General features: G+C 59.1%; 19 protein-coding genes, 4 tRNA genes and 1 pseudogene. 6 read left to right on the top strand and 18 right to left on the bottom strand.

Going from position 1 to position 23,480, the window contains the following annotated elements; all coding sequences use genetic code 11:
• Positions 1-3: 3 nt before the first annotated feature.
• From LRS56_05345 to LRS56_05335, 3 genes are all read right to left on the bottom strand, one after another.
• On the bottom strand, positions 4-954 hold the full coding sequence (locus LRS56_05345; GenBank protein WDU63945.1) for a DUF979 domain-containing protein: 951 nt from the start codon (positions 952-954) through the stop codon (positions 4-6).
• Positions 951-1,667 (bottom strand): DUF969 domain-containing protein, encoded by a 717-nt coding sequence (locus LRS56_05340; protein WDU63944.1) that lies wholly within the window; start codon positions 1,665-1,667, stop codon positions 951-953. The genes LRS56_05345 and LRS56_05340 overlap by 4 nt, the downstream gene beginning before the upstream one ends.
• Before the next feature lie 313 nt (positions 1,668-1,980).
• Positions 1,981-2,406 carry a GNAT family N-acetyltransferase gene (locus LRS56_05335; protein WDU65693.1) on the bottom strand — a complete coding sequence of 142 codons (426 nt, stop codon included), beginning with the start codon at positions 2,404-2,406 and terminating at the stop codon, positions 1,981-1,983.
• 130 nt (positions 2,407-2,536) lie between these two features.
• Between LRS56_05335 and LRS56_05330 the strand changes: the two genes are divergently transcribed.
• The gene (locus tag LRS56_05330; GenBank protein ID WDU63943.1) at positions 2,537-3,964 is read left to right on the top strand and encodes a DHA2 family efflux MFS transporter permease subunit; all 1,428 of its coding nucleotides are present in this window, start codon (positions 2,537-2,539) and stop codon (positions 3,962-3,964) included.
• A gap of 27 nt (positions 3,965-3,991) precedes the next feature.
• Here the strand turns inward: LRS56_05330 and LRS56_05325 are convergent, their stop codons facing one another.
• Positions 3,992-4,426, bottom strand: coding sequence for a hypothetical protein (locus LRS56_05325; GenBank protein WDU63942.1), 435 nt, complete (start codon positions 4,424-4,426; stop codon positions 3,992-3,994).
• Positions 4,427-4,639: 213 nt separating this feature from the next.
• On the opposite strand from LRS56_05325, the gene LRS56_05320 reads away from it, so the two are divergent.
• The 4 genes from LRS56_05320 (at position 4,640) to LRS56_05305 (ending at position 9,109) form a co-directional block, all read left to right on the top strand.
• Positions 4,640-5,821: a hypothetical protein gene (locus LRS56_05320; protein WDU63941.1), complete on the top strand. Its 1,182-nt coding sequence runs from the start codon at positions 4,640-4,642 to the stop codon at positions 5,819-5,821.
• Positions 5,822-6,068: 247 nt separating this feature from the next.
• Positions 6,069-6,674 (top strand): adenylyl-sulfate kinase, encoded by a 606-nt coding sequence (gene cysC, locus LRS56_05315; GenBank protein ID WDU63940.1) that lies wholly within the window; start codon positions 6,069-6,071, stop codon positions 6,672-6,674.
• Positions 6,675-6,752: 78 nt separating this feature from the next.
• Positions 6,753-8,000: a hypothetical protein gene (locus LRS56_05310; GenBank protein WDU63939.1), complete on the top strand. Its 1,248-nt coding sequence runs from the start codon at positions 6,753-6,755 to the stop codon at positions 7,998-8,000.
• Positions 7,997-9,109 carry a glycosyltransferase family 2 protein gene (locus LRS56_05305; GenBank protein ID WDU63938.1) on the top strand — a complete coding sequence of 371 codons (1,113 nt, stop codon included), beginning with the start codon at positions 7,997-7,999 and terminating at the stop codon, positions 9,107-9,109. The genes LRS56_05310 and LRS56_05305 overlap by 4 nt, the downstream gene beginning before the upstream one ends.
• Before the next feature lie 285 nt (positions 9,110-9,394).
• Here LRS56_05305 and LRS56_05300 read toward each other — a convergent pair.
• Positions 9,395-9,471: transfer RNA gene (locus tag LRS56_05300), tRNA-Val, on the bottom strand.
• 184 nt (positions 9,472-9,655) lie between these two features.
• Between LRS56_05300 and LRS56_05295 the strand changes: the two genes are divergently transcribed.
• The gene (locus tag LRS56_05295; GenBank protein WDU63937.1) at positions 9,656-10,939 is read left to right on the top strand and encodes an FAD-binding oxidoreductase; all 1,284 of its coding nucleotides are present in this window, start codon (positions 9,656-9,658) and stop codon (positions 10,937-10,939) included.
• Positions 10,940-11,096: 157 nt separating this feature from the next.
• Here LRS56_05295 and LRS56_05290 read toward each other — a convergent pair.
• From LRS56_05290 to LRS56_05230, 13 genes and pseudogenes are all read right to left on the bottom strand, one after another.
• Positions 11,097-11,173 (bottom strand) — tRNA-Asp (locus LRS56_05290).
• A gap of 105 nt (positions 11,174-11,278) precedes the next feature.
• Positions 11,279-11,355 (bottom strand) — tRNA-Asp (locus LRS56_05285).
• Between the two features lie 55 nt (positions 11,356-11,410).
• A tRNA-Val gene (locus tag LRS56_05280) sits at positions 11,411-11,486 on the bottom strand.
• Positions 11,487-11,593: 107 nt separating this feature from the next.
• Positions 11,594-12,358 carry an SDR family oxidoreductase gene (locus LRS56_05275; protein ID WDU63936.1) on the bottom strand — a complete coding sequence of 255 codons (765 nt, stop codon included), beginning with the start codon at positions 12,356-12,358 and terminating at the stop codon, positions 11,594-11,596.
• Positions 12,359-12,369: 11 nt separating this feature from the next.
• Entirely contained in the window at positions 12,370-13,581 is a 1,212-nt protein-coding gene (locus tag LRS56_05270) for an O-succinylhomoserine sulfhydrylase (protein WDU63935.1), read from the bottom strand.
• A 65-nt stretch (positions 13,582-13,646) separates the two neighbouring features.
• Positions 13,647-15,152, bottom strand: a complete 1,506-nt coding sequence (gene purF, locus LRS56_05265) for an amidophosphoribosyltransferase (GenBank protein ID WDU63934.1) — start codon at positions 15,150-15,152, stop codon at positions 13,647-13,649.
• Positions 15,153-15,193: 41 nt separating this feature from the next.
• Positions 15,194-15,751, bottom strand: a complete 558-nt coding sequence (locus LRS56_05260; GenBank protein WDU63933.1) for a CvpA family protein — start codon at positions 15,749-15,751, stop codon at positions 15,194-15,196.
• Between the two features lie 251 nt (positions 15,752-16,002).
• A pseudogene (locus LRS56_05255) lies at positions 16,003-16,661 on the bottom strand (SPOR domain-containing protein).
• Positions 16,645-17,952, bottom strand: a complete 1,308-nt coding sequence (gene folC / locus LRS56_05250; protein ID WDU63932.1) for a bifunctional tetrahydrofolate synthase/dihydrofolate synthase — start codon at positions 17,950-17,952, stop codon at positions 16,645-16,647. Before folC ends, LRS56_05255 begins: the two are co-directional and overlap by 17 nt.
• Complete coding sequence (gene accD, locus LRS56_05245) at positions 17,949-18,869, bottom strand: acetyl-CoA carboxylase, carboxyltransferase subunit beta (GenBank protein ID WDU63931.1); 921 nt, start codon at positions 18,867-18,869, stop codon at positions 17,949-17,951. The genes folC and accD overlap by 4 nt, the downstream gene beginning before the upstream one ends.
• Positions 18,870-19,114: 245 nt before the next feature.
• On the bottom strand, positions 19,115-19,747 hold the full coding sequence (locus LRS56_05240; protein WDU63930.1) for a phosphoribosylanthranilate isomerase: 633 nt from the start codon (positions 19,745-19,747) through the stop codon (positions 19,115-19,117).
• A 64-nt stretch (positions 19,748-19,811) separates the two neighbouring features.
• The gene (truA, locus tag LRS56_05235; protein WDU65692.1) at positions 19,812-20,636 is read right to left on the bottom strand and encodes a tRNA pseudouridine(38-40) synthase TruA; all 825 of its coding nucleotides are present in this window, start codon (positions 20,634-20,636) and stop codon (positions 19,812-19,814) included.
• Positions 20,637-20,819: 183 nt separating this feature from the next.
• Positions 20,820-23,375 carry a peptidoglycan-binding protein gene (locus LRS56_05230; GenBank protein ID WDU63929.1) on the bottom strand — a complete coding sequence of 852 codons (2,556 nt, stop codon included), beginning with the start codon at positions 23,373-23,375 and terminating at the stop codon, positions 20,820-20,822.
• Between the last annotated feature and the right edge of the window lie 105 nt (positions 23,376-23,480).

Genomic DNA, 23,480 nt, shown 5'->3' with positions numbered 1-23,480 from the left:
GCCTCACATCAACAGGTAAAGCAGGACAATATTGACCACCAGCATCATCAACGCAGTGGGCAGTTGGGCCTTGATGACTGCGTTTTTGTCGGGCAACTCCAGCAACGCCGCCGGCACGATGTTGAAGTTGGCGGCCATCGGTGTCATGAGCGTACCGCAGTAACCGGAGAACATGCCGATCGCCGCCATGACCGCCGGGTTGCCGCCGTAGATCCCCACGAGCACGGGCACGCCGACACCGCCGGTCATCACCGGGAATGCCGCAAAGCCATTGCCCATGATCACCGTGAATAACGCCATGCCCAGCACATAGACCATCACCGCCACCAACTTGAAATCCAGGTTGATATAGGTGGTGGTGACGTGGGCGACCGCCGTGCCGACCCCGGCCTCGTTGAACAGCAGCCCCAACATCGCCAGCATCTGCGGCAACACCATGGCCCAGCCCAGGGCTTCGGTCAGGCGTCGGGATTCGCGCAAGGCTTGCACCGGGGTATCACGGGTCAACCAGCACGCCAGGCCCAGCGCTATCAGGCAGCCGATGCCGAGGGAAACGAAGGTGGTATTTTTTGGGTCCAGCAGCGGTACACCGCCGATCTCGGTGTGCTTGAGCAATACCGAGCCAATCACGGTTGTCAGTGGAATAGCCAGCGCAGGGATAAACAGCTTATGCCCGAGGCGGCCGGCACTGGCGCGGGAAGCCTTGTCATGCAACTCGGCATGCGTACCACGGCCAACGCCGCCCAAGCCTGCGATCAACGCCATCACCACCACACCCGCGCCGATGGCTACTGAAGGCAAGCGCTCGCCCACCAGGAAGGGGATAGCGAATAACAGCCAGAACAAGGCACTCGACCAGCGCTTGGGATGAGTCCGATCCAACAGGATCATACCGGCGGTGATCAGCAGCAAAACCCCGGCCAGCCAGTACAGGTATTGAATGGAGATAATCATCGCGCGGCCTCCACGCCAGTGACGGCAGGCGTCATCTCGCGGGTCAGCCTGCGGTCAAACCGATGCAAGCGAATGGCATGGATGATGAAGGCACAGATCGCCGTAGGAATACCCCACACCGCAATGTGCAACGGCTCCACGTCAATGCCCGACCCGAGCAGGAAGGTGTGCATCAGCGCGATCGCACCAAAGGCGACGAAAATATCCTCACCAAAAAACAGGCCGACGTTGTCCGTCGCCGCGCACATGGCCAGCACCTTGTGGCGCAGCTTGTCCGGCAGTTTGCCGTAGCGCTTTTCCGCCGCGCCCTCGGCCATGGGCGCCAGCAGCGGGCGCACCATCTGCGGATGCCCGCCCAGACTGGTCAAGCCCATGGCAGCCGTGGACTCACGCACAAACAGATAGATGATCAACAAGCGCCCGACCGTAGCGCGCTCAAACCGCGCAATCCAGTTCTGCGCATGCAGGCGCAACCCATGGCGCTCCAGCAAGCCGATGACCGCCAGGGGCAGCAACAGAATCAATTGCAGAGCACGGGTCTGAAGGAAGCCATCACCCATGGTGGAGAGGATTTTTTCCAATGGGAAATGGGCAGCCAGCCCGGTAGCGATAGCTGCAGCGGTAACCACCAACAGCGGATTGAAGCGCAAAACAAAGCCAACCACGATCACAAGTACGCCGATCAACGGCCATAAGTTCACAACAGTTTGCATGGCGGTGAGGTCCTTTAGTGCGCGCTGCGGCGCCATTACGGCAGGATGTGAACAAAGGGTTCACAGCAGGAAGTGGCGTGCAGTCGGCTCGGTTTTTTATTGTTGACCCGGAAGGTCGAGCGTCAGTGGCGGCAACTTTGCTGCTTGGGGCAGGGAGGTGTCCAACAAGAAAAATTGTTGCTGCAAACCAATAAATCTTGTGGGTGTTTGAGGGGCACAGCTAACAAGATGTGGGCAGGCAATAAGGGATTTGCCCGATATCAAGAACGCCAACGCCAAGTGAGCTCCCCACTGGCGATGGCGCCCTCACGTGTCATCCCAAGTGTTTCTGGAAAAAATGCCGCTGGTGGCCTGGAGGGTAATCGGCGATATGGCCGAACTCAGTGAAACCCAGCTTTCGGTAAAACCCCGGCGCCTGGAAGCTGAACGTATCCAGCCAGATCCCCGTGCAACTCCTTTGCCTAGCCAAGTCTTCGGCCGCCTGCATCAAGCGGGTGCCTGCGCCTTGGGTGCGCAGCGAGTCCGGGACGCTCAGCAGCTCAATGAACATCCATCGGTAGGAAATCTTTCCATAGAGACCGCCGACCACTGCTTGGGTGACGGGGTCACGCAGCAAAATGCCGACGCTTTCATAGGGCATTTCTCCGGTGTGGCTGCGGTTATAGGCTACCAAGGGTTTGAGGATTGCCTCGCGATCCTCCAAGGACACGTTGAGCGAAACTTCCATTGTGACTTCCAATTCCATCTCCCTGATTTAAGTTAATCGGCGCTCAGTATGGCGAAAAAAATCAGCCTCAACGAGTGTAGGTTCCAGCCTGACCGGGTATCGTCAAAGCCCTACGACCTTCACTGAACAAGGGGCAGCACCGGTGACCTCTCCCACCCTACCCACCGCCGAAACCGGTCTCAGCGTGCAAACCCGCCTGATCGCCCTGGTGGTCGCTGTCACCTTCTTTATGGAAAACCTCGACGCCACGGTCATCGCCACAGCACTGCCGACCATGGCCACAGCGTTTGGGGTAACGCCGGTCGACATGAACATCGGCATCACCGCCTATATCCTGGCCGTAGCGATCTTCATCCCGCTGTCCAGCTGGGTGGCCGATCGCTTTGGTGCGCGCCGGGTATTTGCCGGTGCAATCATCGTCTTCACCCTCGCCTCCTTGCTCTGCGGGCTGAGCCAAAGTATCGAAATGTTCGTGTTCGCCCGGGTCTTGCAGGGCATCGGTGGCGCGCTGATGGTACCCGTGGGGCGCTTGGCGGTGCTGCGCAATACGGATAAGAAAGACCTGGTAAAAATGATCGCAATCATTACCTGGCCCGGCCTGGTGGCGCCGATTCTGGGGCCATTGGCCGGTGGGTTGATCGTGACTCATGCCTCGTGGCCATGGATCTTTTACGTGAACCTGCCGCTGGGCCTGTTGGCGTTGATCGCCGCACTGTGGCTGGTGCCGGAAGGCCGCGAAGCGAGCGTGCGCAAGTTCGATGCAAAGGGCTTTGTACTGCTGGCCGGCGCCTGCGTGGCACTGCTCGGCGGGTTGGAATGGCTGGGCAACCAAACTGGCGAAATGCTCATCCCGGGGTTCGGGCTGGTCGCTGCCGGCATCGTGCTGGCGGTGTGGGCCGTGGCGCATTGTCGCCACTCCACCGACCCGCTGCTGCCGCTGCAGACCCTGTCCATCAATACCTTCCGCGTAAGCATCTACGGCGGGTCGCTGTTTCGGCTGGCCATCAGCGCCCTGCCGTTCCTGCTGCCCCTGCTGTTTCAGGTCGCCTTTGGTTTATCCCCTGTGGATGCCGGCCTGCTGGTGCTGGCGGTGTTTGCCGGCAACCTGGCGATGAAGCCCTTTACCACCGCCATCATGCAGCGGTACGGGTTTCGGCAGGTACTGCTGGTGAATGGGGTGATCGGCGTGGTGTCGATTGCGGCCTGTGCATTTTTTACCGCACAGACGCCGTTTGCGCTGATTGCGGCGGTGCTGTTTGTGGGCGGGTTGTCACGCTCGATGCAATTTACCTGCTACAACTCGATCGGCTTCGCGGACGTCCCCAAAGCCCGCATGAGCGAAGCGTCGGCGCTGTTCAGCATGGCATTCCAGCTGGCCATGGGGATGGGGGTGACGGTAGCCGCCCTGCTGTTACGTGCGTCGATGACCGTGCAAGGGCATGAACTCCAGGCGCAGGTCGGGGATTTTCGGGTAGCGTTTATCGGGGTGGCGTTACTTGGGTTGTTAGCGCTGGTGGATGTGTATCGGCTGCCGGCGCAGGCCGGTGAAAGCGTGTTGATGCGGCGCTAGGCGCAACGCATCAACACAGCGCCTAGCTCAAGCGGAGGTGCTGACGATTGAGCCCGAACTGCTGCCCCCCTCGGAGGTGACTGCCTGCAAGAGAGCGGCCGTCACTGTCTGCAATGCCGCTGCCGTGTTCGTAATCTGCGATTGAGCGGCCGCGACTGCCGCCGCTTTAGCATCTGCGCTTTGGTTGCTGGACTGGGCTTTTTGCAACGCTTGCTGCTGGTCTTGAAGCTGCTGTTGCAATTGCGCGATCTGCTTTTTCAACTCCTTGACCCGATCGGACTCTTTCGTAACGGATGAGGCTGGTTCCCCGCCGCCTACGCCGGCCGCACCTTTCGCGTCAGCCTTCGAGTCAGCGGCCACGCTGCTTGTGCTGCTTGTGCTGTCCGGGGTCGTGGTATCGACCGAACTGGCAACGCTTGGAGTGCTGAGCACAGGGGCCGGATTGCTGATGTTGATAAGCATGCCAAATATCCGATTAAGAGAAGGTAACGACTGTATCGGCCTGGCGGACCATTACTTGAGCGTGATTCGGTGACAAATCCAAGACAACAAAAAAGCGCCGTTTTTTCGGTGAGCCTCTGCTGACCGCCCGGCAATTCGATGCTCACAAATGCTTGACTAATTTTTTTACTAGCATACATTTCTAAATAAAAACACGGATTGGAATATAGGCATTTGATTTTCTTACATATTCATAGGACGGGCGGATCAACCCTTTGGCATACATTATCAAATGCTGCCACTCGTCAAAACCATCAAGTAATCGATCTCTATTATGAATCATGGGCGGCCTTCCAGAACCCGTTCAGTACGGTTGACGCAATTGAAAAAATGAATGCTGATGGCCGTCAAATTAACTGGAATGATGACGCTCTACTCATTCATCATCATACGAGACAAAACATAGGCAATTCACTTCCAAGTGAAGCGCTCTATTACGCCACGATCATTCGAGATCCTGTAGACCGCTTCATTTCCGAAGTGTTCCACATCCGAAAATTACTGATGGAAGGTGCCGAGCTTACTGAGGAATTCTCATTTTATGGCGGCGAGTTCACCTGGTATCGCGAGGTGCTGGGAGAGTCGCTTTACACTATGTTCATGCAAGAAACTGTAGACCCTGATGAGTTATTAATCGCGGCTTCCAAGTGCCCGTACTACCAGAATTTCTACTTCAATGTATTTTGGTCTGCCTTGATCAATGATCAGAGCACATTCACCCCAACTTACCGCCCAAGTAATATTACTGAAGGCCAGAGACACAAACTCGTCACCGCTGTCCGAGAGAAGTTCGCTTACATCGGAAGATACCCTCAGCTAAAACGCGCTATCTCGGCTGTCGCTTATTTGAGTGGACTCAGCATTAATCCAGACGCCGATCTGGTTCACGTTAAAAATGCAAGTAACAAGCCTGACATCCGCCCCGAGACTTTAGCAATACTGCGCAAAGCCAATGAAGACGAATATTTGCTCCTTGAGATGCTCGAGGCACCCAGCGCACGCGAACGCGTATTAGAGCGCAGGGGTCATGAGGAACAGTCCAAGCGGGAAATCATCAGCCAAGATTTTGAGCATCTGCAACGCGAATTCAATGCTGTTCAGCAGGCATTACAGCATACGAGCGATGAACTGCAAAACGTTCAAAGCCATGCCGAAAAACTGCACTTGGAATTGAATCAAGCTCAAACGCTTGCTGAAACATTGCAGATAAAATCAAGCCAGGCTCAAACGCTGGCTGAAACACTGCAGATAAAATTGACTCACGCTCAAGATCACATCGAACAACTTCATCACTCCAAATCCTGGCGAGTTACAGCCCCCTTTCGGTCAATCCTTAGACTTGTTCGGCAGCGGTAGCTTTTCAAAAAAACGCCCTGCTGGTCCCGTAACCTCCCGCTTAGTTAATGGCGGGAGGACTACGGTATAAAGGCTCAGAAGGCGCGCAGGACCTCGCCACCCTGAATGCGATCCACAGCATTCAGGCTATTCAATAGTGCAAATTAGCTATGGTATGTTGCCGATTTTTTTGTTAATCCGGATCTAATTAGCAGCGCCGAACCGCACGTCGGGATCGAACTCAATCCTTAAGCACCAAAGGCCTATAATGCACAATGGCAACCTAACCCACGTCCCCCATGCCCTAACCAAGAGCGACCGCAAAGCTCATTACGGCCATAGCGGTGCCGTTCTTTGGTTAACCGGCTTGTCAGCTTCAGGAAAATCCACGCTGTCCATGGGGCTGGAAGCGGCGCTGACTCGCCTGGGCTTTAGTTGCTATGTGCTGGATGGTGACAACGTCCGCAAAGGTTTAAACTCCAATCTTGGTTTTAGCGCAGCAGACCGGACTGAAAACATTCGCCGCGTCGCTGAGGTGGCAGCGCTTTTCAGTGATGCCGGGTTGATTTGCATCACGGCCTTTATTTCGCCCTATCGCAAGGATCGCGCCAAGGCGCGGCATTTGATCGGCAGCGAGTTCCATGAAGTCTACGTCGCAGCTGACCTCGCTTGCTGCGAAGCACGCGACCCCAAGGGGCTTTATAAGAAAGCAAGATCTGGCGATTTACACGATTTTACCGGTATAAGCGCGCCCTACGAGCGCCCTGAGAGTCCGGAGTTAACGCTGAATACCGGTGGAGAATCGTACGAGGACAGTCTGAATGTACTGCTCGACTACGTGCTGACTCAACTTCCCCTCAAGAAAACACGCTGAGACTGATCAGCATAGAGCCATACTTATGGCTCGCTTATTCTAACTTGTAGTCAATAAGACTGAACGGTTCAACAAATAATGAAATCAATTATCCCGGTAGAAAAAAATCCTTTTTATATCGTCACCCCGCCTTATACCAGGGTCTCTGCAGGCGTAACCACCCTGCATTTGCTTTGCCATTACCTGAACCTGGCGGGCGAATCGGCGTATATAGTGCAGTACCCTGCTGCACAAGTGCCTATCAGGAGCCTGCCTGGCTACGTCACGCTGCAAGGGCAATCAGAATTCCCTGGCGGGATGATAGTCCCGCCACTGACCCAAGACATAGTCGACCACTATCATCAGCGTAAGCTGACACCTATCGTGGTGTACCCTGAAGTATTTGATAACCCGCTTAAAGCCAGCTTCTTCGGCCGGTTCATCTTGAACTACCCGGGAAAATTAAATACCAAATACACAGAGAAAGCAGATTTCGGTGTCGCTTATGCAAAAACGCTTGCAGCGTTCTGCACAACTGAGTACCCGGATCATCGGCGCATCGACGACGTTCTTTTTGTACCCACTGTCGACCTGAGCTTCTGGCGGCTTCCTGACACTCAGCCAAAGCGTGAAGGCAGTTGCTACTACGCTGGCAAACTGAAAGGGATTCACGGAGAAACGCCTGAGAATGTCCCTGCGGGGGCAACTGAAATCTTGCGAAGTGACAAAATGACTACTGCCGAAGTCCGGGATTTATTCTGGCGCTCGGAGGTATTTTATTGCTATGAAGATACCGCACTTGCCATAGAAGCCATCCTGTGCGGATGCCCTACAGTCTTTGTGAAAAATAAATATTTCGCCGGGCCTCCCTTAGCCGCAAACGAAACGGGGCAGTTTGGCTGGTGCATGCTCGGTGAGGATGGCGGCGTCGAACGCGCCCGTGCAACTGTTGGTCAGTTCTCCGAACACATCGCCAGCTACCTGAACAGCATACCGTCGCAGATCGCAGCACTCGGAGCACAATGGCGAACGCAGGCCAGCGCCGAGCCGTACGCCGGCACAATCAATTTGCCGCTAAAACCGCGAATCATGCTTTTTGACCAACCGCTGCCGTCAGCGGCATCGACGAGTGGGTATGATGAATTCACTATGCATGTCACACCTCCCCCAATAACCGAAAGATCCAGAAAATTGGCCGAACTTCCGCGAGTATTGTTTATTGATACGTTACGTGCGCGAGGCATGGGAGGCGTGATTTACCGCGTTGCGCGAGGACTTAAAAATCATGGCATTACCGGGTGTGTACGTATTCTCTCCGGTACTTCGCCGAAAGGGCGGGGATTATGACTTCCAAGATCACCCTTCTAATCCCTAATTATAATCGCGCTGAAGCACTGGCGCGATTGCTCGAAAGTGCTTTTGCTTCAATCGAGAAAGCACGAGCGGCTGACCAATGCAGCATACTGGTTGTTGACGATTTTTCGACAGACGACTTGTCGGAGATCACCAACAAATATGCCAAACACCCAAATTTCAAATTCGCACTGCAAAGTAAAAAATGTGGGAACGCAGAAACAGCCTTCCTGAATGCTTTGTCGTGCGTGGACAGCGAATACTTCTGGCTTCTGGGAAATGACGACCAGATAGCAGAAGATGGTGTTGCGCACATCCTGAACCTCATCAGTGACTCAACAGTAGGCTTCATACTACTCAACCCTAAAATCAACAAAGAAAAAACCTCACAAAGCTTTGTGCCCTTGCAAACCACAAGCCCGACCGTCTATTACGAACGGGGAGAAGATCTGTTTTATGACTTCGGGTTTGTAACGTCTACGACCACCTTCCCATGCCTGCTCGGGAAAACTGCGCCTTTAGCAAACTACCATCAGCGCCATGACCTTAATCAATTCGCGAGGGTGTACTCCCATAGCTTCACGCTGTTCGGTGCTTTCAAGGATTTGCCTGCGCTCTTCGTAAACACCCCGATAGTCAGTTTCACACTGAACGAACGGCATGAAGAGTTTCACAAGCTGTTGAAACAAGCTCCGGCGGGTATTGCCTTCTATCACCAATCCCTGGGTTTGGTGAGATTGATACGTGAATCGGCCAGGGCAACGGGCGCGACAATCGCTGAGATAGGGGCAGCGATAGAAGATGAAGTGGATAAAGATCACATGAAAGTGTACACAACGTACCTGTCACACTTTGTCGGCTTCTTCTTCATCGAACAACTGTGCAGGGAACAGCAAAATATCCTGAGACCTCGCCCAGAGTTTGGGCATTTGGTTCGTTCAGAGCTAAATGAAATAATGGAAGTCATTGAAGCCTTCGAAGATCCCGAACTGCACTCCGCCTGCGCTAAAGCACTTTCAGTGTTCAACTGGCAAAACCCACCGGCGACCTGGAAATATGGATTTTTGCGGACGACTCAAGCAGAGCTTAGGGGCTGGCTTTAAATAAACTTAAAGACCATGAAATCAAACTTTCGAATAGCGCCCCAAGAAAGATAGCAGTGGGAATCCAAACAGCTTCAAAACTACGAGGCGTCAGTGCTTCGCATGATGGTAAATCAATGTAACTAGCGCCTAGCATTCAGCCTGCACAAAGAGCCCGCCACTGAGCGGGCTCTTCTATTCTGGCACCGCCGTTCATTTCTTTGCGCCCCATAGAAAACCAGCACAACAAAAAGGGCCCACCTTTCGGTGAGCCCTTTTAGACCGCCCAGCAGAGCGGATTTTGTTTGGTAGGCGCGATTGGACTCGAACCAACGACCCCCACCATGTCAAGGTGGTGCTCTAACCAACTGAGCTACGTGCCTGCTGTGAGGCGGCATTCTACGGAATTCCGGAGGGGTGTCAACATCTTTTTTGCAGCTAACCCTATGAATATGCGAATTATTTATTTGCGGTCAGCCCACCTGCAGTTTGCGGGTGGCTGGCAGGCAATTTTCAACTCAGGTAGGATCGGGGCACTCGTAAAAAATATAAAACAGAGGTTCCAGGATGGCGAACACCCCCTACCCCCAGTCGTATTACGCCGCATCTGCGAATGCAGTTCCGCCGCGCCCCGTACTGCAGGGCGAGGTCGAAACCGATGTGTGCGTGATTGGCGCCGGCTATACCGGCCTTTCCAGCGCGCTGTTCCTGCTGGAGAACGGTTTTCGTGTGACGGTGCTGGAAGCCGCCAAGGTCGGCTTTGGCGCCTCTGGCCGCAATGGCGGGCAGATCGTCAACAGCTATAGCCGCGATATCGATGTAATCGAGCGCAGCGTTGGGCCCAAGCAGGCGCAGTTGCTGGGGGAGATGGCGTTCGAGGGCGGCAGGATCATTCGTGAACGGGTCGCCAAATATCAGATCCAATGCGACCTGAAGGACGGCGGCGTGTTCGCCGCGCTCAACAGCAAGCATATGGGCCACCTGGAATCGCAGAAGCGCCTCTGGGAGCGTTATGGCCATACGCAGCTGGAGTTGCTCGACGAGCGCCGTATCCGCGAGGTGGTGGCGTGTGACAACTACGTGGGCGGCCTGCTGGACATGAGTGGCGGCCATATCCACCCGCTCAACCTGGCGCTGGGCGAAGCGGCGGCGGTGGAGTCCCTGGGCGGCACTATCTATGAGCAGTCGGCGGCGGTGCGCATCGAGCGCGGCGCCAACCCGGTGGTGCACACCGCCGAGGGCAAAGTCAGGGCCAAGTTCATCATCGTCGCGGGCAACGCGTACCTGAGCAACCTGGTGCCGGAGCTCGCGGCCAAATCGATGCCATGCGGCACCCAGGTCATCACCACCGCCCCGCTGGGGGATGAACTGGCGAAGTCGCTGCTGCCGCAGGATTACTGCGTCGAAGACTGCAACTACCTGCTGGACTACTACCGCCTCACCAGCGACAAGCGTCTGATCTTCGGCGGCGGCGTGGTGTATGGCGCGCGCGACCCGGCCAATATCGAGGCGATTATCCGGCCGAAGATGCTCAAGGCGTTCCCGCAGCTCAAGGATGTGAAAATCGACTACGCCTGGACCGGAAACTTCCTGCTGACCTTGTCGCGTCTGCCGCAGGTGGGTCGCCTCGGCGACAATATCTATTACTCACAGGGCTGCAGCGGCCATGGCGTGACGTACACGCACCTGGCGGGCAAAGTACTGGCGGAGGCGTTAAGAGGCCAGGCTGAGCGTTTTGATGCGTTTGCCGACCTGCCGCACTATCCGTTCCCTGGCGGGCAACTGCTGCGCACGCCGTTTGCGGCGCTGGGGGCCTGGTATTACGGGCTGCGGGATAAGTTGGGATTCTGACAACGCACTGAGAGCCGGCTCGCCGGCTCTTCCAACCACTTGCCAAATCGCAGACACAAAAAACCCCGGTCTTTCGACCAGGGTCTTTGCTATCGGATCAAAGTAGCCAGTGGCTTTCTTTGTGCTCCAAGGCGTTCAGTGGGCCTTGAGGCAGATATGGCGCAGCGGACGGGACTCGAACCCGCGACCCCCGGCGTGACAGGCCGGTATTCTAACCGACTGAACTACCGCTGCGTATCGCTTGACCGGCTGAGCCTAAACTCTCAACCGCCTTTAAACATCTGATCAACCAGCCTTGGCTGTTCGATCTCAGGCCCGACGAATCGAACCTGGAAAATATGGCGCAGCGGACGGGACTCGAACCCGCGACCCCCGGCGTGACAGGCCGGTATTCTAACCGACTGAACTACCGCTGCGCGTCGGTGCAACCTTTAACGTTGCGTCTTGCCCCAAGGCAAAACTCTCAAGAAGTGGTGGGTGATGACGGGATCGAACCGCCGACCCTCTGCTTGTAAGGCAGATGCTCTCCCAGCTGAGCTAATCACCCTTTGCTTCGTTGAGGCCGCGAAATTTACGCAGGTAGCGGACCTAAGTCAATAGCCTGCTTGAAGTTTTTCTGAAAAAGACAAAATTGCTTCAAGTCGCCGGCCCGCCCTACTCGCTGTAAATCATCTTCTTGCTCATGCCGCCGTCCACCACGAACTCCTGCCCGGTGACAAACCCGGCCTGGCGCGACAGCAACCACGCCACCATCGCTGCCACGTCCTCCACCGTACCCACCCGGCCCGCCGGGTGCTGGGCATGATCGGCATCGGTCAGTGGCTCGGCACGCCGCGCAGCAGGGTCACGCGCATCGATCCAGCCTGGGCTCACGGCATTGACCCGCACCTCCGGCCCAAGGCTGATCGCCAACGCGTGAGTCAGGGCCAGCAAACCGCCCTTACTCGCCGCATAGGCTTCGGTGTCAGGCTCCGATTGTCGGGCCCGGGTCGACGCCAGGTTGACGATCGCCCCACCGTGGGCGCGCAAGTACGGCGCACAGTGCTTGGCCAGCAACATCGGCCCGCTGAGGTTCACCGCCAACACACGATTCCAGTAAGCCAGGTCGAGGCTTTCTAGGGTGATATTGCGCGGGTCGGCCACCGCCGCGTTGCACACCAACGCATCCAGGCGGCCAAATTGCCCCAATACCTCGGCAACGCCTTGGGCGACTTGCTTCTCGTCCGCCACATCCATGGTGATAAACCAGGCGTTGTCACCCAGCACCTTGGACACCTTGGAGCCGCGCTCGCGGTCCAGGTCGGTCAACACCACTTGCCAGCCTTCGCTGATCAACCACGCAGCAATCCCGAGGCCAATGCCCCGGGCCGCGCCCGTCACCAACGCGACACGCCCGTTACTGGCGGCCGCCGCTTCCATGGACCACTCGATCACAAGGCTGCCAACCCGCGAGCCAGGTCAGCTTGCAAGTCGGCGACATCTTCCAGGCCCACTGCGATGCGGATCAGGCTGTCGCGAATGCCCGCGGCTTCACGCTCCTGTGGCGCCAGGCGCCCGTGGGAGGTGGTGCTCGGATGCGTGATGGTGGTCTTGCTGTCACCCAGGTTGGCAGTGATCGAAATCAGCCGCGTCGCGTCGATAAAGCGCCACGCGCCCTCCTTGCCGCCCTTCACTTCAAAGCTCACCACGGCGCCGAAACCCCGTTGCTGGCGCTGGGCCAATTCGTGCTGCGGATGGCTCTTGAGACCGGCGTAGTGCACCTTCTCGATACCCTCCTGCTGCTCCAGCCACTCAGCCAACGCCTGGGCGTTGGCGCAGTGGGCCTTCATGCGCAGGCTCAGGGTTTCCAGGCCCTTGAGGAAGATCCACGCGTTGAACGGGCTTAGGGTCGGGCCGGCGGTGCGCAGGAAACCCACCACTTCTTTCATTTGCTCGCTACGGCCAGCAACCACGCCGCCCATGCAACGGCCCTGGCCGTCGATGAACTTGGTCGCCGAGTGCACAACGATGTCTGCCCCCAGCTTCAACGGCTGCTGCAGCGCAGGCGTGCAGAAGCAGTTGTCGACCACCAGCATCGCGCCCTTGGCGTGGGCCACTTCGGACAATGCGGCGATATCCACCAGCTCGGCCAGCGGGTTGGACGGCGACTCGACAAACAGCAACCGGGTATTGGCCTTGATCGCCGCATCCCAGCCGGAGAGGTCCGCCAGCGGCACATAGTCCACTTCGATACCAAAACGCTTGAAGTACTTCTCGAACAGGCTAATGGTGGAACCGAACACACTGCGCGACACCAGCACATGGTCGCCGGCGCTGCACAGGCTCATCACCACTGCCAGGATCGCCGCCATGCCCGTGGCCGTGGCCACGGCCTGCTCAGCGCCTTCAAGAGCCGCAATACGCTCTTCAAACGCACGCACGGTCGGGTTGGTGTAGCGCGAATACACGTTGCCCGGCACCTCACCGGCAAAACGCGCAGCGGCGTCGGCGGCGGTGCGGAACACATAGCTGGAGGTGAAGAACATCGGGTCACCGTGTTCGCCTTCCGGCGTGCGGTGCTGGCCGGCGCGCACAGCCAGGGTATCGAAAGCTACGCCATCGAGGTCGCTGTCCAACCGACCGGCATCCCATTCCTGACTCATGCTGCGACTCCTTACTCAATTCTTTATTTAAGATACAAAACCGGCCCCTCAGGGCCGGTGTTTACTCAGTTGTTGTACAGATCGATGATCGCGCTGACCGCCTGGGTCTTGATCTTCGACGAGTCGTTACGCGCCTGCTCGATCTTGTTCAGGTAGGCCTCGTCGACGTCACCGGTCACGTACTTGCCGTCGAACACGGCGCAGTCGAACTGGTCGATCTTGATCTTGCCGCCGCCGACCGCTTCGATCAGGTCCGGCAGGTCCTGATAGATCAGCCAGTCGGCGCCGATCAGGTCGGCCACGTCCTGGGTCGTGCGGTTGTGGGCGATCAGTTCGTGGGCGCTCGGCATGTCGATACCGTACACGTTCGGGTAACGTACGGCAGGTGCGGCGGAGCAGAAGTACACGTTCTTCGCACCGGCTTCACGGGCCATCTGGATGATCTGCTTGCAGGTGGTGCCGCGCACGATGGAGTCATCCACCAGCATCACGTTCTTGCCGCGAAATTCCAGCTCGATGGCGTTGAGCTTCTGGCGCACCGACTTCTTGCGCGCCGCCTGGCCCGGCATGATGAAGGTACGGCCGATGTAGCGGTTCTTCACGAAGCCTTCGCGGAACTTGACGCCCAAGTGGTTGGCCAGCTCCAGCGCAGCGGTACGGCTGGTGTCCGGGATCGGGATCACCACGTCGATATCGTGCTCAGGACGCTCGCGCAGGATCTTCTCGGCCAGCTTCTCGCCCATGCGCAGGCGCGCCTTGTACACCGAAACACCGTCGATGATCGAATCCGGACGCGCCAGGTAGACGTGTTCGAAGATGCACGGGGTGAGTTTCGGCGCCACGGCGCACTGACGGGTGTGCAGCTTGCCGTCTTCGGTGATGTACACCGCTTCGCCCGGCGCGAGGTCGCGGATCAGGGTGAAGCCCAGCACGTCCAGGGACACGCTTTCGGACGCGATCATGTACTCGACGCCTTCGTCGGTATGACGCTGGCCGAACACGATCGGACGAATGCCGTGCGGGTCGCGGAAACCGACGATGCCATAACCGGTGACCATGGCCACGACCGCGTAACCACCGACGCAACGGTTGTGCACGTCAGTCACGGCAGCAAACACGTCTTCTTCGGTTGGCTGCAACTTGCCGCGCTGGGCCAGTTCGTGGGCGAACACGTTGAGCAGCACTTCCGAGTCGGAGCTGGTGTTGACGTGGCGCAGGTCAGATTCGTAAATCTCCTTGGCCAGCTGTTCAACGTTGGTCAGGTTGCCGTTGTGCGCCAGGGTGATGCCGTAAGGCGAGTTGACGTAAAACGGTTGAGCTTCGGCCGAAGTCGAGCTACCGGCAGTCGGGTAACGCACATGGCCAATGCCCATGTGCCCGACGAGGCGCTGCATGTGACGCTGATGGAACACGTCACGCACCAGGCCATTGTCCTTGCGCAGGAATAACCGGCCGTCATGGCTGGTCACAATACCGGCAGCGTCCTGGCCGCGGTGCTGGAGGACGGTTAGCGCGTCATACAGCGCCTGATTGACGTTCGACTTACCGACGATACCGACGATGCCACACATGCGACGCAACCCCTACTTAATGAATCTTGACTGAACACAGCTTACTGAGGCGTTTTGGCCGGCAAGAGGTGTTCCTTGAACGGAAGATCAGCGGGTACGCTGATTCCGCTGGCCAGCCACTGACTGCTCCACCCCAAAATGAGGTTTTTGGACCAATCTGCAACTAATAGAAATTTTGGCACGAGTATCGACTCCTGCCACCACGAATCCTGCTGTACCGGCCCCAGGCTCAACAGCCCGACCGCCACGACCACCAGCAACGCACCCCGTGCGGCGCCAAAGGCCATGCCGAGAAATCGATCGGTCCCGGAGAGGCCGGTGACACGTATCAATTCGCCAATAAGATAATTGACCATTGCCCCCACCAGCAGCGTGGCGATGAACATGATGGCGCAGCCCGCGATGACGCGAGCCGAAGGTGTCTCGATGTATCCGGCCAGGTAGACAGACAGTGAACCACCGAACATCCAGGCTACGACTCCTGCGATGATCCAGGTCAGCAACGACAGTGCTTCTTTTACGAAGCCGCGGCTAAGACTGATCAAAGCGGAGATGGCGACGATTGCAACAATCGCCCAATCAACCCAGGTAAATGGCACGTTTGAGCCTACGGACGGATAAGGCGGCGCATTTTAGCAGAGCGTCGGGCTATCGGTAAGCTGTGATTGACGGCGCTTTGCAAATCAATAGTTTGTGGCGAGCCAAGCTGATTTCAAGAGCGCTCTAAAACGAATGTGGGAGCTGGCTTGCCTGCGATGGGCCAGCAACATAACTGTTGACTGAACCACCGTCATCGCAGGCACGCCAGCTCCCACACTTGACTCGCATTCCAACCAGAGACTGACGCTAATCAGCCGCGCTCAGGCTGGAACCGGGTCACGAACCCCTTGAGGTTCTGCTGTCGATCCAGCAGATCGCGCAGGCGATCCGCCTCGGCACGCTCGATCAGCGGTCCGATAAACACCCGGTTCTTGCCGTCGGCGCTACGGATATAGGCGTTATACCCCTGGCTACGCAGCTTTTTCTGCAAAGCGTCGGCACCTTCGCGATTGCCCAGGCTGGCCACCTGGATCGACCAACTGATCGGCAGACCGTTCGGGTCGATACGGCTTTGACCTACGTCCGGCTTGCCAGGTGCAGCGGGTTGCGGCGCTACCGGCTTGGGCGCAGGCGCAGGTGCGGCAGGCTTGACCGCTACGGCAGGCGCCGGAGCGGGCTTGACCACCGGTACGCTCGGCTGCACCGGCATTGACGGCGCCTGCTGCGCAGCCACCTCGTCATCTGTCGGCACAGGCTCTTCTTCCGGCAAGGCCTGCGGCTCGGGCACCACCACCGGCTCAACCTGAACCTGAGGCACCGCCGGTGCCTGGGGGCTGCCGGTGCCTCAACAACAACCTGGCGCTGTTCGTCCTGGCGAGAGAACAGCATCGGCAGGAAAATCACCGCCAACGCCACCAGAACCAGGGCTCCAACCATTCGCTGCTTGTATGCGCTATCCAGTAATGCCATGTGCAGCTTCCTCCGTGGAGCGCCGGGCCAACCATTCAAGCGCCTCGGCAACACAATAAAATGATCCGAACAACAGAATCTCGTCCTCGGCCGTTGCCACTGCACACTGCGCCTCAAGGGCCTCGGTCACGCTTGCATACGACGCCACGGGCGCACCAAGGTTCTGCAAGGCGGCTGCCAACTCAGCAGCCGGACGGCTGCGCGGCGAGTCCAGCGGCGCAACCGCCCACGCCTGGACGCTTCCCAGCAACGGCGCAACCACCCCGCCCAGGTCTTTATCGGCCAACAAACCGAAGACGGCGAGCCGACGACCAACCGGCGGCGTACGCGCCAGCCGCTGCGCCAGATACTCGGCCGCATGCGGGTTGTGCCCCACATCCAGCAGCAGGTTCAGGCGCTTGCCCTGCCATTCGAACGCACGACGGTCCAGGCGCCCCACCACGCGGGTAGCCAGCAAGGTCGCGGCAATCTGCTCGGCCTGCCACGGCAGGTCAAGCAGCAGATACGCTTGCAGCGCGAGCGCGGCATTTTCCATCGGCAGGTTCAACAGCGGCAGGTCGCGCAGCGCCACAGCCTGGCCACGCGCATCACGCCCGCGCCATTGCCAGTGCTGGTCACCGATTTCCAGATTGAAGTCGCGCCCGCGCAGGAAAAACGGGCAATCCAGCTCGCGCACCTTGTCCAGCAAGGGTTGCGGCGGGTCCAGATCCCCACAGAGTGCAGGCTTGCCCTGACGGAAAATCCCGGCCTTTTCATAGGCCACGGATTCACGGGTGTCACCCAGGTAGTCGGCGTGGTCCACGCCGATGCTGGTCACCAGCGCCAGGTCGGCATCCACCACGTTGACCGTGTCCAGGCGCCCGCCCAGGCCCACTTCCAGAACGACCACATCCAGCTGCGCACGCTCGAACAGCCAGAACGCCGCCAGGGTGCCCATCTCGAAGTAAGTCAGGGAAATCTCGCCCCGGCCGGTATCCAGTGCGGCGAAGGCTTCGCAGAGCTGCTCATCAGTGGCTTCGACGCCATTGAGCTGCACCCGCTCGTTGTAGCGCAGCAAGTGCGGGGAATTGTAGACGCCGACTTTCAGCCCTTGGGCCTGCAGCAGCGCCGCGACAAAGGCACAGGTAGAGCCTTTGCCGTTGGTACCGGTCACCGTGATCACACGCAGTGCCGGCCGGCCCAACCCAAGGCGGGCCGCTACCTGTTGCGAGCGCTCCAGGCCCATGTCGATGGCTGACGGATGCAACTGCTCAAGGTAGGCGAGCCATTCGCCAAGGGTTCGTTGGGTCATAGGTTTGCAGGCACCGGCGGCACGATGATCGGCTCAACCTTAGGCGCGACGTACACAGGGGTCGGCAGGCCCATCATTTGCGCCAGCAGGCTACCCAGCCGTGGGCGCAACTCGCCACGCGGGATGATCAGGTCGATTGCGCCGTGCTCCAGCAGGAACTCGCTGCGCTGGAAGCCTTCCGGCAGTTTTTCGCGCACGGTCTGCTCGATCACACGCGGGCCGGCAAAGCCGATCAGGGCCTTGGGCTCGCCGACGATCACATCACCCAGCATCGCCAGGCTGGCGGAAACGCCGCCGTAGACCGGGTCGGTCAGCACGGAGATGAACGGGATGCCTTCTTCACGCAGACGCGCCAGCACCGCAGAGGTCTTGGCCATTTGCATCAGGGAAATCAGCGCTTCCTGCATACGCGCACCACCGGAGGCGGCGAAGCAGATCATCGGGCAACGGTTTTCCAGGGCGTAGTTGGCGGCACGCACGAAGCGCTCGCCGACGATGGCACCCATGGAGCCGCCCATGAAGGAGAACTCAAACGCCGACACCACCACCGGCATGCCCAGCAGCTTGCCGCTGACGGAAATCAGCGCGTCCTTCTCACCGGTCTGCTTCTGGGCAGCGGTCAGGCGGTCCTTGTACTTCTTGCCATCGCGGAACTTGAGACGGTCAACCGGCTCAAGATCAGCACCCAGTTCATTGCGGCCGTCGGCATCCAGGAAGATATCGATGCGGGCGCGGGCGCCGATGCGCATGTGGTGGTTGCACTTGGGGCAAACATCCAGGGTCTTTTCCAGCTCGGGGCGGTAGAGCACCGCGTCGCAGGATGGGCACTTGTGCCACAGACCTTCAGGAACCGAGCTTTTTTTCACCTCGGAACGCATGATCGAAGGGATCAGTTTGTCTACTAACCAGTTGCTCATGCTTTCTTTCTCCAGTACCGGTGGCTTGAACTCAGCCCCGCGTATGCCCTTGAGCTAAATTCATATGTGGCGATGACGCATGCTGGACGGGGTCAGACGTTCGACCGGCCTTTTCCCGCATGCCTCCTCAGCCTTCCAGACAACCTGCCAGTGCAGGGTTGCCACTTCATTTCCGGGCCTCCCGCAGGCGGCGCCGGTGCTGTTTTACACAGTGGTAGTTATGGACGGCGGCAGACTGCCAGCCGTCACATCCCGCCACTGCTGTTACGCACAGCCTGCATGAATGCGCGAATCTTGCCGTGATCCTTGATGCCCTTGCCCTGTTCCACCCCGCCACTGACATCCACTGCGTACGGCCGAACCTGCTGGATGGCCGCCGCAACATTAACGGGGTTGAGCCCCCCGGCCAGGATGATCGGCTTGCTCAGCCCCTCGGGAATCAGCGACCAGTCGAATGCTTCGCCAGTCCCGCCGGGTACACCTTCGACATAGGTGTCCAGCAGGATCCCGCGTGCGCCGGTGTAGGCAGCGCAGGCGCCGGCGATGTCGTCGCCGGCCTTGACCCGCAGCGCCTTGATATACGGGCGCTGGTAGCTTTCGCACTCATCCGGGGTTTCATCGCCGTGAAACTGCAGCACATCCAGGGGTACGGCATCCAGGGTCTCGTTGAGTTCGCAACGGCTGGCATTGACGAACAGACCCACAGTGGTCACGAACGGCGGCAACGCGGCAATGATCGCCCGCGCCTGCAACACGTTCACCGCTCGCGGGCTCCTGGCATAAAACACAAAACCGATGGCGTCCGCCCCCGCCTCGACTGCCGCCAGCGCGTCTTCTATGCGGGTAATCCCGCAAATCTTGCTGCGAACGGCAGACATATCGTAGAAACCTCAGGGGTTGAACCGAGAAAGTCCCGGATGGTAACAAAAGCTTTTCCAGGCGTCAGCCGCCAAGTTCGCTGAAACCTGTGAGGAAATGTGGACCCATGAAGCGATCCGGCAATTCGAACTCGTCGCGGTACTCCACATCCACCAGGTACAACCCGAACGGATGCGCCGTGACACCGCCGGTGCGGCGAATACGGCTTTCGAGCACTTCCCTGGCCCATTCCACCGGGCGCTCACCGGTGCCGATGGTCATCAGCACGCCTGCAATATTGCGCACCATATGGTGCAGGAACGCCCCGGCGCGGATATCCAGCACGATCATCTTGCCGTGACGGGTCACCCGCAGGTGATGGACCTCCTTGATCGGCGACTTGGCCTGGCACTGGCCGGCACGGAACGCGCTGAAATCATGCACGCCCACCAGGTGCTGCGCGGCCTCGGCCATACGCTCCGCGTCCAGCGGACGATGATTCCAGGTGATTTCCTGGTTAAGGTGCGCGGGGCGGATCTGATCGTTGTAGATCACGTAGCGATAGCGCCGGGCGATGGCCTTGAAGCGCGCATGAAAATGCGCAGGCATGACTTTGGCCCAGGTGACGCTGACGTCATGGGGCAAATTGATGTTGGCGCCCATCACCCAGGCCTTCATGGTGCGCTCGGCCTGAGTGTCGAAATGCACCACCTGGCCACAGGCGTGCACACCGGCGTCGGTACGCCCGGCGCACATCAGCGACACCGGTGAGTCGGCGACCTTCGACAAAGCGTTTTCCAGGGTTTCCTGCACCGTCAGCACACCGGACGCCTGACGCTGCCAGCCGCGATAGCGCGAGCCTTTGTATTCCACGCCGAGGGCGATGCGGTAAAAGCCTGCGGCCGCCATTTCGGCGGCCGCGTTATCTATATTTGCCAAGAACTGAGAGCCTGATGAGTTGCGCAAAGGCGGCCATTATGCCGGTTTGTGTGGGCGCTGGCTTGCCTGCGATAGCATCAACTCGATTTACCCGCAGACCGAGTCGCCTGCATCGCGGGCAAGCCCGACGCCCACAAAAGGTCGCCGCGGCGCTCACAAGCGCCCGAGCATTTCCTTGGCCTCACCGCGCTGCCCCTCGTCACCTTCGGTCAGCACTTCGGAAAGAATGTCCCGCGCCCCATCCATGTCGCCCATGTCGATGTAAGCCTGGGCCAGATCGAGCTTGGTGGCGACCTCATCGGTGCCGGACAAAAAGTCGAATTCCGGCTCATCAGCGCCCAGCGCCGCGTCTTCAGCGGTGAAGGACGGCTCGATGGGCGGGTGCTCCAGGCTCTGGGACAGACGGTCCAGTTCGGCATTCACGTCATCCAGCTCGGACGCAAAGGCGTCAGGCTGGACGGCGGCCTCGGGCTCATCGGCCAGGGACAAGTCGAAATCCTCCGGCAGCTCGAAATCTTCCGGCGCCGCAGGGGTCAGGGTCGGTGGCTCGACCGCCGGCACATCCTTCATCTGGTCTTCAAGGCCCGAGAGAAAGTCATCGTCAGATTGCGTGGAAGCAGGCGCGTCCAACTGCAAGTCCAGGTCGAAGTCCGACACGTCACCCGGGCTCGCATTGGCTTCAGTCTGCTGCTGCAAAAGCGACTCGAACGTTTGCTGATCGTCCTTGACCACGGCGGGTGACGCGGCTTCCAGATCGTCCAGGCTCAAATCGAAATCCGTGTCGAAGGCTTCCGGCTCGGCTGCGGCCGGCTTGTCTTCGAGCAAATCCTTGACGTATTGAGCGTCCAGCGCCGCCGCGGCAACGGCGGCACTGACGCCCGCCGCCAGCACGGCCATGGCCGGGAAGCGAGCCTTGAGCTGTTCGACCTGGGCGTGGTTTTCACCAGTGGCCACCAGTTGACGCTCCTGTGTGACGAAGCCGTCCTTGTCATTTTGCAGGCCGTAGACTTCCATCAGCTTCAAACGCAGGTCGCTGCGCTTGGGCTCATGCTTGATCGCCTGCTCCAGCACGTCGGCGGCCTGGTTCAGGTGGCCACGGTCGATATGGGACTGGGCTTGCGCCAGGGCATCGTTGGCGTTTTGTGGGGCCACGGCGACTGCCAGCGGCGCAAGCACAGAGGCGACAGTCGGCACCACCACGACCGGTTCAACCACTGGAGCCGGTGCGGGAGCGGCGGCCAGCTTGACGCTCGGCGGTGGTACTTCCAGCCCTTCGAAGCTGTCCGGCGGCAGGTCGTGGTCGATGTTCGAGCTGAACTCCGGCTCTTCAGCCAGGGCCCGCGCCATGCGCAGGTGTTTTTCCTCCTCCAGGCGGGCGTTGCGATGACGCGCCCACAACAGCAGGAGCAACAGCACCAGCAGCCCAGCCGCACCGCCGACCACACCCAGTATGATCGGGTTGGTCAGCAGGTCGTTGAATTTGCCTTCGGTAGTGGCAGGCGCGGCATCCGGCTTGATCGGCTCGGGCTCAGGCGCGGCGGCGGTCGGCGTAGCATCCGGCGCAGGGGCAGGCGCAGTGCTCGCAGGCTCAGCGGCCAGTTGGGCGGGCATCGCGGCCGTCGCCGTCGCCGGCGCAGTCGGGTCAGCCTTTTCCGCCTGCAGGCGGGCCAGTTGATCGTTTTTCAGTTGAATCAGTTTTTGCAGTTTGTCCAACTGGCTCTGCAAATCCGCCGCACGGCTTTTCAGCTCGGCGTTGTCGCGACGGGTGGTGTCCAGTTGTTCCTGGGTCATCGCCAGCTTGTCGCCCAATGCCTGGCCGTCTCCAGCCTTGCCCTTGCCACCCTTCTTGGCCGCCTCAGCGGAGACCAGGCTCAGGTTGTCTTTGGCATTGGTGCTCGCCGGTGCATTGCCGGCCTGGGTACGCTTGGTGGCGTCCAGCTGTTGCTTGCCCGCCGGCTGATTGGCCGCCGTACGCCGGCCCTGGCGCCAGGCGGCGTTTTGCGCGGTGACTTCGGCAATCGCCTGGGGTTGCGGCAGGCTGGTCGCCTGCACGCGATCCGGCAGGCGCAGAACCTGGCCGGTTTTCAAGCGGTTGATATTGCCATCGATAAAGGCGTCGGGGTTGAGCGCCTGAATTGCCAGCATGGTTTGCTGAACCGACGCACCGTTGCGATTCTTTTCGGCAATTTCCCACAACGTATCGCGAGAAGTTGTGGTGTGCTGTGCGGGCTTGCTGACAGCTGGCGCGGTACCGGCAGGTGCGCTCAAACGCGGCGCTGGCGCGCTGGCGGTCGGCGCCGGCTGTTCGAACTTGGCCGGGTCGAGCAACACACTGTAATCACGCATCAGGCGGCCGTTGGGCCATTGCACCTGCAGCAGGAAACGTACGTAGGAATCGGGCAGTGGCTTGCTGGAGGTGACACGCACCACACTGCGGCCGCTGGGGTTGACCACTGGCGTAAATGTCAGGTCATTGAGGAAGGCCTGGCGATCCACGCCTGCGTCTACAAACGCCTGGTCGGACGCCAGGCTCGGCGTGATCTCGGAAGCCGTGAGGCCACCCACGTCAAGCAACTCGATTTCCACCGACAACGGCTGGTTCAACTTCGACTTGAGGGTCATTTCCCCCAGCTGCAGCGCCTGCGCCATACCGGAGGTCAGCGCCGAGGCGGCCGCTATTGCTAACACCAGTTTGCGAACTTGAACCATAGCCTCATCCTTTGTCTGAACACTCCCCGACCTGCGAGAAGGTTGGTAACCGCTGCCATAAGGCATGGCGAGCCGATAGGTCACCGACACGCTTCTGTTTCGCTT

Source organism: Pseudomonas poae (assembly GCA_028869255.1).
GTDB classification, from domain to species: Bacteria; Pseudomonadota; Gammaproteobacteria; order Pseudomonadales; family Pseudomonadaceae; genus Aquipseudomonas; species Aquipseudomonas poae_C.
Note: the sequence above shows the minus strand (reverse complement) of the source record. Positions and strands in the feature narration are given on the sequence as shown.

Excerpts from the sequence above, each read along its gene's own strand:
- LRS56_05325 (WDU63942.1), bottom strand. The coding sequence starts at position 4,426 with ATGCTTATCAACATCAGCAATCCGGCCCCTGTGCTCAGCACTCCAAGC.
- LRS56_05230 (WDU63929.1), bottom strand. The coding sequence starts at position 23,375 with ATGGTTCAAGTTCGCAAACTGGTGTTAGCAATAGCGGCCGCCTCGGCG.
- truA (WDU65692.1), bottom strand. The coding sequence starts at position 20,636 with ATGGCGGCCGCAGGCTTTTACCGCATCGCCCTCGGCGTGGAATACAAA.
- accD (WDU63931.1), bottom strand. The coding sequence starts at position 18,869 with ATGAGCAACTGGTTAGTAGACAAACTGATCCCTTCGATCATGCGTTCC.
- LRS56_05295 (WDU63937.1), top strand. The coding sequence starts at position 9,656 with ATGGCGAACACCCCCTACCCCCAGTCGTATTACGCCGCATCTGCGAAT.
- LRS56_05240 (WDU63930.1), bottom strand. The coding sequence starts at position 19,747 with ATGTCTGCCGTTCGCAGCAAGATTTGCGGGATTACCCGCATAGAAGAC.
- LRS56_05310 (WDU63939.1), top strand. The coding sequence starts at position 6,753 with ATGAAATCAATTATCCCGGTAGAAAAAAATCCTTTTTATATCGTCACC.
- LRS56_05275 (WDU63936.1), bottom strand. The coding sequence starts at position 12,358 with ATGGAAGCGGCGGCCGCCAGTAACGGGCGTGTCGCGTTGGTGACGGGC.
- LRS56_05345 (WDU63945.1), bottom strand. The coding sequence starts at position 954 with ATGATTATCTCCATTCAATACCTGTACTGGCTGGCCGGGGTTTTGCTG.
- purF (WDU63934.1), bottom strand. The coding sequence starts at position 15,152 with ATGTGTGGCATCGTCGGTATCGTCGGTAAGTCGAACGTCAATCAGGCG.
- folC (WDU63932.1), bottom strand. The coding sequence starts at position 17,952 with ATGACCCAACGAACCCTTGGCGAATGGCTCGCCTACCTTGAGCAGTTG.
- LRS56_05305 (WDU63938.1), top strand. The coding sequence starts at position 7,997 with ATGACTTCCAAGATCACCCTTCTAATCCCTAATTATAATCGCGCTGAA.
- LRS56_05340 (WDU63944.1), bottom strand. The coding sequence starts at position 1,667 with ATGCAAACTGTTGTGAACTTATGGCCGTTGATCGGCGTACTTGTGATC.
- LRS56_05270 (WDU63935.1), bottom strand. The coding sequence starts at position 13,581 with ATGAGTCAGGAATGGGATGCCGGTCGGTTGGACAGCGACCTCGATGGC.
- cysC (WDU63940.1), top strand. The coding sequence starts at position 6,069 with ATGCACAATGGCAACCTAACCCACGTCCCCCATGCCCTAACCAAGAGC.